Raw genomic sequence first — 14,420 nt, 5'->3', positions numbered from 1 at the left:
ACTCCTGCGGGGAGGCCCGTGGCTTTGATGCGTCCGCGTCAGTCATTGAGCAGGACGAGGCCCTGGAGGCACGCCCTTGTGTGGAAGCCTGTGGCTTCAATGCCCCCGCGCCAGTCATCGAGAAGGACGAGGCGCTGGAGGCACGCTCCTGCGGGGAGGCCCGTGGCCTTGATGCGCCCGCGTTAGCCCTCCAGCAGGAAGAGGACCTGGAGGAGCGCCCTTGCGTTGAGGAGCGTGGCCTCGAGACCCTCGCGTCTGCCACCGGGCAGGACGGTGCATTTGAGGCACGCCCTTGCGCAGAGGACGACGGCCTCGGCAGCCTCGCGCCGGTCGCCGAGGACATCGAGGTGATCAGGGTGGAGCCCTGTCCCCTTGGGCCGGCCGGCCCTTGGGAGCCCGCCAGCGAGGTGACGGCGTCTCCAGCAGCCCCGGGGCTCACCCCCTGCGAGCCCTGTGGGCATTGCACCAGGGAGGACGTGACGGGAGCGGCCTTGGGCAACCAATCCGAGCATCCGACAGGTTGGGAGGCTTCGACCTCGGAGGGCGCCTCCAGCCCGAGGAGCCCCCCACCGGACTCCGCGGACAAACCCGCGTGACGGCGCGCAAGGAGGGCGGACCGCTTCGTGGCCCCCCGCGCCCCCCCTCGCCCACCGCTGGACCGGTGGGTTCCGTATCCCGCATGGCGCAGCCACGGGCGCGTGGGCGACCGTGGGTGCGCGGGCTCTTGCGTCATCGCTTGAAGCCGCGCTGTCTGCGTCAGCGCAGCCGCTGACCGAAGGCCCGCAGGCGGTCGCGGGCCTTCAACAGCTTCTCGCGGGGAATGGAGAACACCGCGCGCACGCGCTCCAGGTCGCCGCACCATGCCCCGCCGTTGAGCACCACGTGGGTGTGCTCGTAGACGACGCGCGGCAGGTTCTCCGGCGTGAGCTTCACGCCATCCACCGAGCGCCCCAGCCAGGCCGTCATCGGCGGCGCGAGGAACAGGCCTCCCGCCTCGGTGGCCTCCGCGCGGCCGTCGTCGGGCAGCACCTCCGCCAGCAGCGCGCGCTTCTCCGCGAGCTCGCGCCGCATCCGCGCCAGGTAGCTCCTCAGCGCCTTGTGCCGCGCGGCATGGAGCAACTGTCCATCCGGCCCCCGTGCATGGGCCGCGTACAGGTACGCCGCCGCGCGCGCCGTGAGCGTGTGCAGCACGCCCGGAGCGCTGTCGCGCAACGCCGCCACCAGCGCCCGGTCCTTCGTGGCCACCCAGCCCACGCGAAGGCCCCCGGCCGCGAACTCCTTGGACAACCCGCCCAGCAGCACCGTCCGCGCGCCGATGCCCGGCACCGCGCCCTCCAGCGTCACCGGGCTGTGCACCGTCTCCGCCGTGGGGTTGGTGAGGTTCACCAGGCCGAAGATTTCATCCGACACCCAGAGGCAGCGCTGCTCCACCACGAACGTCGCCAGCGCCATCAACTCCTCGTGCGACAGGTAGTGGCCCGTGGGGTTCGCCGGCTGGGACAGCACCACCGCGTCCGGCGTCCCGCCCCGCGTGCGGCGTGACAGCAGCGTGCCCAGCGGTCCGGACTCCACCTCGCAGCCCGCCGCGAGGAACGTGGGCGCGAGCACTCCGTAACAGGGCGTCACCAGGAACACGCGCGGCGCCCGGCCCAGCCGCTGTCGCAGCGCCACCCCCAGGTGGTGCATGAGCGGCCAGACCCCCGGGGCCACGACGACGTCCTCCGGGACGTAGCGCGCCCCTCGCGTCTCCAGCAGGAAGGCCGCCACGGCCTCCGCCAGCCCCGTCTGCGTTGCTTCCGCGCGCGGCGCGACGCCCGCCGCGATGAGCCCCTCCACCAGCGGCAGCGGCAGCGGGCCCTCGTTCTCGCCGTAGTCCAGGCGCACGAGCTCCGGGTCGTCCTCGCGGAAGAACTTCGGCGCGAACGCGGGCAGCTCCGCCAGCCGCCCGATGCGCCGCGAGCGGGGCAGCGGCACTCCGGCGCCCGGTGCGGCGAGGGCGGCTCCGGCTCCGTGAAGGCCATGCGGAAGGCGAGCAGCTCGGAGAAGGTGCGCTCGTAGAACCACTCCGCCAGGACGCTGATGCGCGAGTACGTCACCTCCGCGGCCACCTCCAGGTCCGCGCGCAGCGGCTCCGGCACGGGGAGCAGCAGCGTCAGCTCCAGGTCCGGCCACACCGCGTTCTTGATGAGCCCGTACAGGATGACCAGGTTGGGCGCGTGCTGCGTGCGCGCCAGGAACTCGAAGAGGGTGCGCGGCTCCACCTCCCCCGTGATGTTGAAGAAGGCGCTCTCGTCCAGCACCACCCAGATGCCGCGCCGCGCGGCCTCCGCCACGATGTCGCGCAGCACCGCCAGGTTGGTGCGCTCGCCCGGCTCCACCGACAGGAGCACGGCCTTCACGTCGAAGGCGGTGAGCAGGCGGCGGATCTCCCCCAGCGTGTCGTGCGTCACGGTGGCGCGCACCCCCGCCTTGTCCAGCGCGCGGGCGTAGAGCGGGTGCAGGCTGCGTGACACCAGCACCGTGTCCCCGGGGTCGCAGGTGGCGAGCAGCAGCGAATAGACGGCCTGCTCCCGCTCCGGCGCGACGAACAGCGAGTCCTCCGACAGCCTCAGCCCGAAGTGGCGGTCCAGGTAGCGGGCCACCAGCCTGCGGAAGGGCGCGTCCCCGGCCTCGTGCGCGTAGGGCAGGAAGGGCGCCTGCGACAGCCGCTCCGCGAGCGCCGTGACGAAGCCCAGCTGCTCCGCGGACGCCGCCCCCAGGTCCAGCTCCTCCTGGAGCGGCGCGATGCCCAGGGCGCGCAGCGCGGCGCGCAGGCCCAGCGTCTCCCGGGGCAGCGACAGGTGCGCTTCCCACACCGCCACCTCGTGCCAGATGGGATGGCCCGCCTGGAGCCAGCCCAGCGCCGTCGCCGCGCGCAAGGGCTCCGGGCTGTGGGCCTCCATGAAGAACTCGAACTCGCGCCCGGTGCGCTGCTCCAGGGACACCAGGGGCCGGATGTCCGTGTCCGCCGCCTGCATCACCCGCCGCGCCACGCGCACGCGGGTGGTGAAGCCGCGCCGGGTGAACATGCGCGCGATGATGGCCCGCCCCGGGCGGCCCGCCAGGTTCAGGAGCAGCCGCCCCCCCGGCACGAGCCGCTCCGGTGCCTCGTCGAGCAGCCGCGCGATGAGCCCCAGGCCGAAGTGGTCCTCGTACACGTTCTGCAGCGAGGTGTAGTTGGACAGGTCCAGCAACGCCTGCTCATCCGCCTGCGCCAGCTCCGCGGGCATCCCGTCACCGCGCAGCACCTGGGGGATGCACCCGACGATGAAGTCCCACGCGGGCGCCCGCGGCAGGCCGCGCAAGAGGTCGCTCTCGCCAAAGGACAGCCGCGACACCAGCTGCTCGTCGCCGTTGAGCCACGCGTTGCACAACCCCACCGCCGGGGCCTGCGGGTTCAGGTCCAGCCCCCGGATGCGCGCGAGCCCCGTGAACTTCGCCAGCGCGATGCAGATCCACCCGGACCCGGAGCCCACCTCCACCAGCTGCTTGCCGGCGTACTCGTCCAGCGGGACCTTCAAGAGCCCCTCCAGGAACGTGAACGCCCACGCCTCCGGCGCGAAGATGGACGGCGGAATCAGCAGCTCCAGCCGCTCCTGGGACGCCCCCACCGCCACCACCACCGACGCCAGCCGCAGCGGCGCGCCCTCCGGCTGGCCGCGCGACAGCTCCGCCAGCTCGCGCAGCTCCGCCAGCGCCCGCGGACGCTCCTCCGGCCGGGCCAGCGCCTCGGAGAGCGTACGCAACTGGACAAAGGCTTCACGGGGTGACGCGGGATAGGTGGCCATGGCGCGCCCGACTGTCCGGGCCCTCTCCTCCCCTGTCAACGACAGCCTTTCAGGAATGGCTGACGCATCGCAGTACCAATTTACAGATTGTCATTCCCAGTTTACATGGGAAACCTTGAGTCAAACGCCGGTATGCAGCGTGTGCACCGGGCGGCCCCTCTCGTCCGGTGAGGATGCCCCATGAAAAGACAGCCGCAACTGGCCTTGCTCGCGGTGCTCGCCGTCATCCTGTTACACGCGCAGCCGGCCCGGGCGCAGATCGCCGCCGCGCACGTGTATCACAATCACATGCCCAACTTCTGGGCGTACTACGACCTGACCCAATACAACGCGACCCCGGTGGGTGGCCCCATCCGCTACGCGTATGACGGGCAGGTCATCCAGATAAAGCAGTCACCGCCGGCCAACTACACCTATTTCCTGCCGTCGGGCGCGCCCATGCCGCACGACGACCTGGTGACGTACTACTCGCACCACGCGAAGGTGGGCGCGTATCAGTCCTGGCCACCGGACGTCGCCGCGGACATGAAGGCCCATGCCTCCACGGGACAGGTGCACGTCACCATGTCCGGCGCGGTGGTGAACAACGTCAACGACCTGGTCACGCGCAAGAACGTGTCCGGCTACGACAACGCCAGCTGGGGCGCGACCTGGAGGGACCGCTACACCACCCTGCGCACGCCCGCGGGCAACCGCTCGCTGGACCTCATCCACTTCACGGGCCACCACTCCATGGGCCCGCTGGTGGGGCCGGACTACTTCCTCAAGGACCTCATCTACCAAAGCGCCACGCTGTCCCAGTCGTACTTCCTGGGCAGCGGCTTCACGGCCTCCAAGGGCTTCTTCCCCACGGAGCTGGGCTTCTCCGAGCGGCTCATCCCCACGCTGGCGAAGCTGGGCGTGAAGTGGTCCGTCATTGGCGACAACCACTTCTCCCGCACGCTGAAGGACTACCCGTTCCTCGACGACCCGGGCTCCGACACGCTGGTGTCGCCGCCCAACCGCGCGGACCTCCAGAACACCAGCACCGTGGGCGCCTGGGTGAGCGAGTCCATGGCGCACGAGCAGCAGGTCATCCGCAACAAGTACCCCTTCGCCTCCACGCCGCACTGGGTGCGCTACGTGGACCCGGCCACGGGCGCCGAGTCGCGCGTCGTGGGCATCCCCGTCAACCAGAACGGCTCCTGGCTGGAGGGCTGGGAGGGCCAGGCCACGGTGGACGTGGTGGGCCTGCGCACCTTCGAGGGGCTCGTGCCCCAGAAGCAGTTCTTCGTGCTCGCGCATGACGGTGACAACTCGGGCGGGCGCGCGGGGTCGCTCGACACGTGGCTCAACGGCCGCGCCGTCACCTGCACCGGCGGCGTGCAGTGCCTGGGCATCGACGAGTACCTGGTCAACAACACGCCCGTCTCCACGGACGTGGTGCACGTGCAGGACGGCTCGTGGGTGGACACGCGCGACTCCTCGTCCGACCCGCAGTGGCACCACTGGCGGCTGCCCTTCGGCATCTGGAAAGGACAGTTCCCGGCGTTCAACTCCGCCACCGGGCTCAACCTGGCGCCCAAGACGAACCTGAGCGGCGTACAGGAGGGGATGACGGTGTCGCTGGAGCACGGCTGGCACTACCTGGAGCGCAACTTCGCGCTGCTCCAGGCCGCGCTCAACTACGCGAAGACGTCCGAGCAGCTCTGGCTGGACGCGCACCCCAACCACTGGAAGCCCACCACGGCGCTGGACTCGCAGGTGACGCACGCGGGCAACCAGCTCAACCCGTGGATGCTGTCCTTCCCGGTGAAGGGCGACGCTGGGAATGACTGGGCGGGCGGCGCGAACCCCGCGGAGCTGGCCTGGTACTTCCTGCTGCCGGCCATGGACTCCGGCTTCGGCTACTACGACGAGAACGTGGACGACAACGTGAAGCCCACGCTGTCCTTCAACCAGTCGCTCTACTTCTCCAGGCCGTACGTGCAGGACCGGCTGGCGCAGGACCGCACGGGCCCGTCCGTCTGGTGGCCGCAGCGCTGGCCGTACAACCCGGGCAGCGCCAACACGGACAAGTCGGAAGGGTGGACGCTGCACCACTTCGACAACACCTTCGCGCTGTACACCTACGCCTTCGACGTCAGCGGCATCACCCACATCAAGGCGCGCGTGCGCGTGCACACCGCGAAGAGCATCGACCCGCTGGACAACACGCCCCGCGTGTATGACCCGGCGGCGCTGAAGGCGGCGGGCGTGCCCAACATCGACCCGGCGCGCGTGGGCGCCTGGGTGGACTACCCGCTCCAGCGGCGTGAGTTGCGGCCGGTGATGAACGGCGTGGCCTGGCAACCGGCGTACCTGCCGGTGATGCAGAAGGTGGCCGCGCAGGAGATTGGCGACCTCTACTACGTCTACCTGAGCGCGTACCGCGACCAGGTGCTCGACTACTACATCGAGGCCACCGACGCGCGCGGCAACGTCACCCGGAGCGAGCTCCAGTCCGTCTACGTGGGCGCGGGCCGGTACCGGCTGGAGGGCGGCAAGTACCTTGAGGACATCAACGGCACGGTGACGGGCACGCACCCGTTCCTCCGCGTGGACACCACCGCGCCATCGGTCCCCTCGGGGCTCGCGGCGACGCGCACGGACCGCTCCGTGACGCTGACCTGGGCCGCCTCCACGGACACCGTGGGCGTGACGGGCTACCTCGTGTTCCGCAATGGCACACAGGTCGGCACGCCCACGGCGACGACGTACACGGACAGCGGGCTCACCGCGGGCACCGCGTACAGCTATACGGTGAAGGCCCGGGACGCGGCGGGCAACACGTCCGCGGCGAGCACCGCGCTCTCCGTCACCACCCTGCCCCCGGACACCACGGCGCCGTCCGCGCCCACGGGGCTCTCCGCCTCGGGCGTCACCAGCTCGTCGGTGGTGCTCAGCTGGACGGCGGCCACGGACAACTATGGCGTGAGTGATTACCTCGTGTTCCGCAATGGCACACAGGTGGCGGCGCCCACGGCGACGACGTACACGGACACGGGGCTGTCCTCGAGCACGGCGTACAGCTACACCGTGAAGGCTCGCGACGCGGCGGGGAACACCTCCGTCGCCAGCGCGGCGCGCTCCGTCACCACCGGCCTGGGGTACACGACGACGGTCTATTACAAGAAGGGCTTCACCACGCCGTACCTTCACTACCGCCCGGCGGGCGGCACGTGGACCACCGCCCCCGGCGTGCCCATGCCGGACGCGGAGGTGGCGGGCTACGCGAAGTACACGGTGAACCTGGGCTCCGTGCAGCAGCTGGAGGCCGTCTTCAACAACGGCAGCGGGACGTGGGACAACAACAACGGGAGCAACTACCTGTTCCCCACGGGCACCTCCACCTTCAACGCGGGCGTCATCACGGCGGGCGGGCCGGAGAGCGACACCACCGCGCCCACGGTGCCCACGGGCCTGACGTCTCCGTCGAAGTCCGCGACGACGGTGTCGCTGAGCTGGGCCGCGTCCACGGACACCGTGGGCGTGACGGGCTATCTGGTGTTCCGCAATGGCACGCAGGTCGGCACGCCCACGGCGACGACGTACACGGACAGCGGGCTGTCGTCGAACACGGCCTACAGCTACACGGTGAAGGCGCGCGACGCGGCGGGCAACACGTCCGCGGCGAGCACCGCGCTCTCCGTCACCACCAGCACTGGCAACTCCGCGACCGTCTATTACAAGAAGGGCTACGCCACGCCGTACCTCCACTACCGCCCGGCGGGCGGCACCTGGACGACGGCGCCGGGCGTGGCCATGGCGACGGCGGAGGTCGCGGGCTACGCGAAGCACACGGTGTACCTGGGGTCGGCCACGCAGTTGGAGGCCGTGTTCAACAACGGCAGCGGCACGTGGGACAACAACGGCGGGCTCAACTACTTCTTCCCCGCCGGCACCTCCACGTTCAACGCGGGGAGCATCTCCGCGGGGGCGCCGTCGCAGGACACCACGGCGCCCTCGGTGCCCACGGGGCTGGCGGCACCGTCGAAGACGGCGACCACCGTGTCGCTGACGTGGACGGCGTCCACCGACGCCAGCGGCATCGCGGGCTATGACGTGTATCGCAATGGTTCGCTGGTGGGCTCGCCCACGACGGCCAGCTACACGGACACGGGGCTGACGGTGGGCACGGCGTACAGCTACACCGTGCGGGCGCGGGACACGGCGGGCAACGCGTCCGCGCAGTCCGCCGTGCTGTCCGTCACCACGTCCACCAGCGGCGCCACGGTGACGTTCAACGTCACGGCGAGCACCGTGATGGGACAGAACGTGTACGTGGTGGGCAGCGTCGCCGCGCTGGGGAGCTGGAGCCCGGCCAGCGCCATCCTGCTGTCCGCGGACAACTACCCCACGTGGAGCGCGGCCGTCGGCCTGCCGGGCTCCACGGCCATCGAGTACAAGTTCATCAAGAAGGACGCCGCCAACAACGTCACCTGGGAGAGCGGCGCCAACCGCACCCTGACGACACCGGCCACGGGCACCACGACCGTGAACGACACGTGGCGCTGAGGCAATGACGCCGTCACGGCGGGTCCGCGACCCGGGGCCCGCCGTGATGTGCCGCGTCGGACGGGGACGACACCGGCGTCCTGGACATGCCGTCTGTCCCCGTGGCTGAGAAGGCAAGAACGCAGGGAGCCCCCCGGCGGCCGCACGCCGCGAACCGGTCCGACAGTCGGACAGGTTGGAGCCACCTCACGGAGGCGCCCGGCAGGCCTTCCCGGGGAACTCCGACCGCGGGCCCTGGGCATCCGAGAACGGCTCGTGGGTCCGCCACGCGGTGTAGCGTCGGGCCACGGAGGGCGGCCGGTGAAGCCACGAATCGCCGTGACGGCGGATGACACGGATTGGCGGATGCCAGCGGGTGGGCCCGGGCTGCTGCTGAGCGTTCCTTCCTGGGGACACTGGCGGCGGCGCCCCCTGCTCCATGTCGAGGCCACCCGGCCCTACCTGCTGCGCGTGATGCTGGGGAGCCAGCCGCTGTTCTGGATGCGGGTGGATGACTGGTGGAACGGCTGTGCCTGGCTGCGTGGTCCCGCGAAGCTCGCGGACGCGTTCCCGCGCATCACGGCCGAGGAGGCCCGGCGTCCTCCGGACCCAGGTTCGCCCGGCTGGTGGGCCGCATGGAACCGGTGGTGGGTCCACCAGTTCGAGACGTCGGAGCCTTCGCTGCTCCACGCGGGGAACTGGTGCCTGCGTCCCCTCCAGGCCGTCTCCGTCGCGAAGGCACAGGGCTACTCCACGGTGCCCATCATCGGGAGGGGGCTGTTCCCGGAACCTCCGTGCGGGCTCGACGCGGCGTTGCGCTTCCAGCCCTTCCTGGCGGAGGACTGGTCCTGGGCGGAGGCAGGCGCCCTCCCGCAGCGCAGTGGCGGCGTGATGCCGCTGCGCACCCCTTCACCGGAGGACGACGGACGGGTGAAGGCATGGCGCAAGCACGCGCGGGACGGGACGTTGCCACCGGTGCTGCTGATGTACTTCGCCCTGGTGGAGCGGTGGCTGGTGGTGGATGGCCACGACCGGCTGCAAGCGGCGCTGCTGGAGGGGCGTGAGCCGCCGCTGCTGGGCCTCTGGTCCTTCACGGAAGTGCCGGTGGTGGAGGACCTGTCCACGCTGTTCCGCCAGGACGGGGCCATGAAGGCGGCCGAGCTGCGGCTGCGCGCGAAGCCCGGCGACGTCGACGCCGTCAATCGCGGCCTCCTGCGCGACCACGAGCCGGTCCGTCGGCTCGCGGTCACGCGTGCGTTCCCCCTGCGCGGAGGGGCCGCCACCTGGCAGGCGGAGGTCACCGCCTGGCGGAAGTGGTCGGGCGTGGAGGTGAACCCGGACGACTGGGCGGGGTTCCTCCGCGGCGGCTGAGCGACCAGCGGAGGTCAAAGCATGTCGAACAGCAGGCCGAGCAGCTTGAACTCGACCTTGTAGAACGTCTTCAGGAAGGATGGTTACGGCCAGTCCCAACTGGATCAGGGAGGGCGCGAAGGCCTGGGAGGCGATGATGGGCGTCGTCCCGCTCGACTGCCCCGGCGCGGGACCCGCGCCCGCGAGCATGTACATGGATTGGCCATAGACATACACGCCCGCGGCGAACGCCCCCCGCCCCGCGCTGCCGTCCAGGTTCTGGGGGTTGATCCGGAACGACATCATCCCGGGCGCCCCCCCCCGCTCAGCATGTTCCACAGCTGTGCGACCTGGGCAGGGTTGGAGGGATCCGGCATGTTCTGCGTCGAACCGGGAGACAACGAACGGGACATCCCGCTCGGCTACAGGCGGGCATCGCCCGGCTTGACGATGGGGTTCTCCACGCCGAAGGGAGGACCCGGCTCCGGTTGAGTCCCGCGGGCAGGCCCATCATCAACAGCACGTCCCCCGGATGCTCCGCGGGGACCGGCAGCGAGGAGACGGTGCCGCTGCCGCCGGGGAAGGTGCTCGCGAAGTAGGACTGGGCGAACGCGGGCTGCGTCCCGCGCGGATGAGGCCGCGCCGTCCTGGATGCGCCTAGTCCCGCGGCGCGGCGGGCGTCAGCAGCAGGTCCGACAGGCCGGGCTTCGAGCGCCGCAGCAGGTCCTCCAGCGAGTATCTGTCCAACGTGGCGAGGAACGCGTCGCGCGCCTCCGCCAGCACGCCCTTGAGGCCGCAGGCCGGCGCGATGGGACAGGTGTTGCGCTCCCGGTCGAAGCACTCCACCAGGTGGAAGTCCGGCTCGGCCGCGCGCACCACCCGGCCCAGCCGGATGTCTCCCGGCGCCTTGGCCAGCAGCACGCCGCCCGCGCGCCCCGGCTTCACCTCCACGTCGCCCTGCTGCGCCAGCGTCTGCACCACGCGCACCAGGTGGTGCTTGGAGATGCCGTAGGCGTCCGCCATCTCCTGCGTGGACGACGGCCGGCCCGGACGCGCCGCCAGGTACATGAGGACGCGCAGCGAGTAGTCGGCGTGAAGGGTCAGGTGCAAGTCAGGCGGCTCCGGCGACGGGCTCCGCTCGCGGGGTGCTCGGCAGGAAGGCATCCGCGTGGATGTCCTTCAGTGAGAACCCCGTGAGAAAGAGCTTCTTGCGCAGGGATAGCACCGCTTCGGGATTGCCGCAGAGGAACGCCCGCCAGCCCACCGGGCGCTTCGGAAGGCTGGCCAGGATGCGCGCCTCCAGGGGCCCCTCCTCCACGTCCCCACCGCCTCCAGCCAGCACGAGGGGCCGGTAGTGGAGGTTCGGATGGCGCCCCGCCAGCGCCCGGAGCGCGTCCACGAGGTACAGCCCGCGCGGCTCCAGGGCCCCGTGGAACAGGTGGATGGGTCCGGTGTGCCCCGCCTCCAGGGCGTCCCGCACGATGCCGTACAGCGGCGCGAGCCCCGTGCCCGTCCCCGCGAGCAAGAGCGGCGACTCCGGCTGCCCGGGCACGTAGAAGCAGTCCCCCACCGGGCCCTGCACGTGCACGCGCTCCCCGGGCCGCACGTCCCGCGCGAACCAGCCGCTCATGGCGCCCCCGGGCACGAGCCGCACGTGGAGCTCCAGCCGGTCCTCGCGAGGCAGGCTCGCCAGCGAGTAGCTGCGCGCGAGCCCGTCCGCGCGCACCACCGTGACGTACTGCCCGGCGCGATAGTCGAGCGGCGCCTCCAGCTCCAGCCGCACCGCGAGCACATCCCCGCTGAGCGACTCCAGGTCCACGACGCGCGCGGGACGCGCAGCTCCGCGGCCCCCGCGACCTCCAGCGCCGTGCCCTCCTGGGGCCGGCAGGCGCACGCGAGGAAGTAGCCGCGCGCCTTGAGCGTGTCCTTGAGCCCCACCTGCGCCGCCTCGGGCACCGCGCCCGAGGTCGCCCGCATCAGGCAGGACTGGCAGGCCCCCGCCCGGCACGCATGCGGCACCTGCACGCCCTGGCGCAGCAGGCCGTCCAGTACCGTCTCTCCGGGCTCCAGCGGGTACCACGCGGACTCATGCATCACCTTCGCCATGACGTGCCTCCCGTGCCTGCTTCAGCGGTTCAAAACGTCCGCACGCGCCCCTTCGGCGACCGACATCACCTGCCCCACCAGCTCCGCGGGCACGCCCAGCTCCTCCAGCGTCTCCTTCAGGTGCCCCACCACCGCGTCGAAGTGCGTCTCGTTCAGCCCGCGCTCCACCAGGTGCTTGTGCCCCGCGCGCATGTCCTTGCCCGAGTAGTTCGACGGCCCCCCGCACACCATCGTCAGGAACGCCTTCTGCTTCGCGGCCTGGCGCTCCATGTCCACGTCCTCGAAGAAGTGGTTGATGCGCTCGTCGCCCAGCACCTTCCGGTAGAAGACCTCCACCGCCGCCGCCATCGCCGGTTCCCCGCCAATCCGCTCGTACACGCTCGACATGACTTCGCTCCCCTTCCGGGCCCAGGCCCTTAAAGATGCATCCTAAATGCATCTTTAAGGGGTCGGACGTCAAGCACCCCCTATCGGGCTGGCTTCACGCCCTTGTTCGTTCGCCTGATGCCCGTGGTCCTGGCCGGCGTCCGCCCTCCGGTGCCCCACCGCGAGGAGGCGCCGGGGGCTTCAGACGGGCAGCAGGCCTCGCGCCCGGCGCACCACGCGCTCCATGCCGCTCTTCACGTGGTCCAGCGGCAGGAAGCGGTTCACGGGCACGGGCTGGTAGCCCAGCGGCCCCAGGCGCTTGCGCAGCGCATGGTTGGCGCGCAGCGCGCGCAGGTGCCGGGCCGTCTCGCGGGTGTTGAAGATGATGGACAGCGACACGGAGACGTCGTCCGCGCCGTTCTTCACGTAGTGCGGCGCGACGAAGGGGATGTGCAGCGCGTCGCCGGGACCGAACGCGTAGCGCGTCGCGGTTTCATCAAACGTCTCCCGGTAGCTCACCTTGGAGCCGGAGCGCGCGACGAAGGCCTCCAGGTCCCGCGCGGGGACCACCTGTTCGTCCCATGCCCTGGAGACGTGCACCTCCTTGGTGCCCCGGAACTGCATCAGCAGCGTGGAGTAGCGGTCCAGGTGGAAGGGCGTGACGCTGCCGGGGGACGCGATGAAGAGGTAGAGCATTGGATCCACGGCCGTGGTGCCCACGCCCTGCGCGCGCATCAGGTCCTCCACCTCCGACAGCAGCGCGCGGTACAGCTCGTGGAAGCTGGGGTCCTGCTCCGGCGCGCGGAGCATGATGTACGAGTTGCTCGTCATCATGTTCTCCACGGTGTCCTTCAGCGACAGGCCGGTGCGGTAGTCCACGTGCGCGCGGTCGAAGTCCGCGTCCTTGGGCAGCAGGCCCGAGCTGAAGAACACGTTGTCGGAGGGCAGCCGCTGCACCACGCCCGCCAGGTTCTCCAGCTCCAGCGCGGGGTGCCCCAGGAGCGTGTGACGGCACCGGAAGGACTCACGGTCGAACTGCAGCGGCGACCCGACGGACTCGAAGATGCGCTTCACGGAAATGGGGCTCCTTGCCGCCTTCAGCGACAGGTGTTCACCCGATGCCAGCAGAGCGCGCCCCCAGGTTCAAATTGGGGCATTTTGCCCCGTGTCCTCCTGGGGCTTCTGCCCCGCGCTCCCCTCCAGCCAGGCCGCCTGCCTGCCCTGCCGTCGCCCTTGGGGGAGGGGCGGGCGTGTCCGGGAATCATGCCCATGTTTCCTCCATCACCTCGCTGGGAGGAAATGACATGGCGCTGGAGGCAATCCTGTTGTGGGCGGTGATCGGCCTCATCGCTGGGTGGCTCGCGTCCGCGGTGGTTGGCGGTGGCTACGGCCTCATTGGAGACATCGTCGTGGGCGTGGTGGGCGCGTTCCTGGGAGGTTTCATCCTTCGGGCGCTCGGCACGGGGGCTCCGTTCGGCGGCCTCGCGGGCACCATCTTCGTGGCGTTCATCGGAGCGGTGGTCTTGCTGTTGATCCTCCGGCTCATCCATTCGAGCACGGCCCGAAGGGTCTGACCCGAAGCACTCGAAGCCGCGGTGACTTCTCGCGCGGGCGCGCAGGCGCTCCGCGCGAGAAGTGCTTTGCGGGCCTGATGACGGCAGACACCAGGGGCCTGACGGCAGTCATCAGGCCCGAGGCCTTCAGGCGCCGCCGCTCCGTCCGGCCCGTGAGCAATTCCAGGAGGTTGTCTCTTCGAGAGGCGCGTGGGGCGCGTGGCATGCGCCGTGCTCTTGCCCCCCACAACGCTGAACCGGCCGGCGCCGCACGCTGGCCCATCCAATCTCGAGGAACCCCGCCATGGCGCTCTCCCCCCTGTCGAAGTCGTCCGTTGCCAGCTCCTCCTTCTCGCCCCGCACGTCCGCCACGGAACTCGCCAACCCTGCGATGCGCCCCGCGCCGATGACGGCGGACGCGGTGAAGGCCAAGGGTGGCGCGGGTTCGCTCCAGGGGCTGTTCCAGGCGGACGGATTCGACGCGGCGGGCGTGGGCAGGAAGGGCGCCCTCCAGGGCGGCGATCCGCTGGCCAAGCTGCGCGAGCTGGTCCAGATGATGACCCAGCTGGTGCAGCTGCTCGGCGCGCAGGGCGGAGTCCCGGGCGCCGAGGGCGCGAGCAACGCCAACGCGGCGCAGGGCGGCGTGCCGGACCTGGGCGGTGAGTCCTTCGACGGCGGCGTGCCGGACCTGGGCGGCGAGGGC

General features: G+C 70.8%; 8 protein-coding genes and 2 pseudogenes. 4 read left to right on the top strand and 6 right to left on the bottom strand.

Features of this window, described 5'->3' with window-relative positions; translation table 11 throughout:
- Positions 1 to 756: 756 nt before the first annotated feature.
- On the bottom strand, positions 757 to 1,767 hold the full coding sequence (locus ACLEQD_RS21345) for a pyridoxal phosphate-dependent aminotransferase (RefSeq protein WP_410386205.1): 1,011 nt from the start codon (positions 1,765 to 1,767) through the stop codon (positions 757 to 759).
- 2,240 nt (positions 1,768 to 4,007) lie between these two features.
- Here ACLEQD_RS21345 and ACLEQD_RS21340 point away from each other — a divergent pair.
- Positions 4,008 to 8,363, top strand: a complete 4,356-nt coding sequence (locus tag ACLEQD_RS21340; RefSeq protein WP_410386203.1) for a carbohydrate binding domain-containing protein — start codon at positions 4,008 to 4,010, stop codon at positions 8,361 to 8,363.
- Positions 8,364 to 8,663: 300 nt separating this feature from the next.
- A complete protein-coding gene (locus ACLEQD_RS21335; RefSeq protein WP_410386201.1) occupies positions 8,664 to 9,713 on the top strand; it encodes a hypothetical protein in 1,050 nt (349 codons plus the stop codon).
- A 636-nt stretch (positions 9,714 to 10,349) separates the two neighbouring features.
- Here ACLEQD_RS21335 and ACLEQD_RS21330 read toward each other — a convergent pair.
- The 5 genes and pseudogenes from ACLEQD_RS21330 to ACLEQD_RS21310 all read right to left on the bottom strand — a co-directional run bounded on the left by ACLEQD_RS21330 (position 10,350) and on the right by ACLEQD_RS21310 (position 13,238).
- Complete coding sequence (locus ACLEQD_RS21330; protein WP_410386199.1) at positions 10,350 to 10,802, bottom strand: RrF2 family transcriptional regulator; 453 nt, start codon at positions 10,800 to 10,802, stop codon at positions 10,350 to 10,352.
- 1 nt (position 10,803) lies between these two features.
- A complete protein-coding gene (locus ACLEQD_RS21325) occupies positions 10,804 to 11,484 on the bottom strand; it encodes an FAD-binding oxidoreductase (RefSeq protein WP_410386197.1) in 681 nt (226 codons plus the stop codon).
- A 143-nt stretch (positions 11,485 to 11,627) separates the two neighbouring features.
- Positions 11,628 to 11,786 (bottom strand): annotated as a pseudogene (locus ACLEQD_RS21320) (2Fe-2S iron-sulfur cluster-binding protein); the annotation flags it as partial.
- Positions 11,787 to 11,819: 33 nt separating this feature from the next.
- The gene (locus tag ACLEQD_RS21315; RefSeq protein ID WP_410386196.1) at positions 11,820 to 12,185 is read right to left on the bottom strand and encodes a group I truncated hemoglobin; all 366 of its coding nucleotides are present in this window, start codon (positions 12,183 to 12,185) and stop codon (positions 11,820 to 11,822) included.
- Positions 12,186 to 12,365: 180 nt separating this feature from the next.
- Positions 12,366 to 13,238, bottom strand: coding sequence for a JmjC domain-containing protein (locus ACLEQD_RS21310; protein ID WP_410386194.1), 873 nt, complete (start codon positions 13,236 to 13,238; stop codon positions 12,366 to 12,368).
- A gap of 230 nt (positions 13,239 to 13,468) precedes the next feature.
- On the opposite strand from ACLEQD_RS21310, the gene ACLEQD_RS21305 reads away from it, so the two are divergent.
- Positions 13,469 to 13,738, top strand: coding sequence for a GlsB/YeaQ/YmgE family stress response membrane protein (locus ACLEQD_RS21305; RefSeq protein WP_410386192.1), 270 nt, complete (start codon positions 13,469 to 13,471; stop codon positions 13,736 to 13,738).
- Positions 13,739 to 14,021: 283 nt separating this feature from the next.
- Positions 14,022 to 14,420 (top strand): annotated as a pseudogene (locus ACLEQD_RS21300) (hypothetical protein); the annotation flags it as partial.

The sequence above is a fragment of the Corallococcus sp. 4LFB genome (genome assembly GCF_046520365.1).
Lineage (GTDB): Bacteria > Myxococcota > Myxococcia > Myxococcales > Myxococcaceae > Corallococcus > Corallococcus caeni.
The sequence above is the reverse complement of the archived record's forward strand: the minus strand, read 5'-3'. Positions and strand labels throughout refer to the sequence as shown.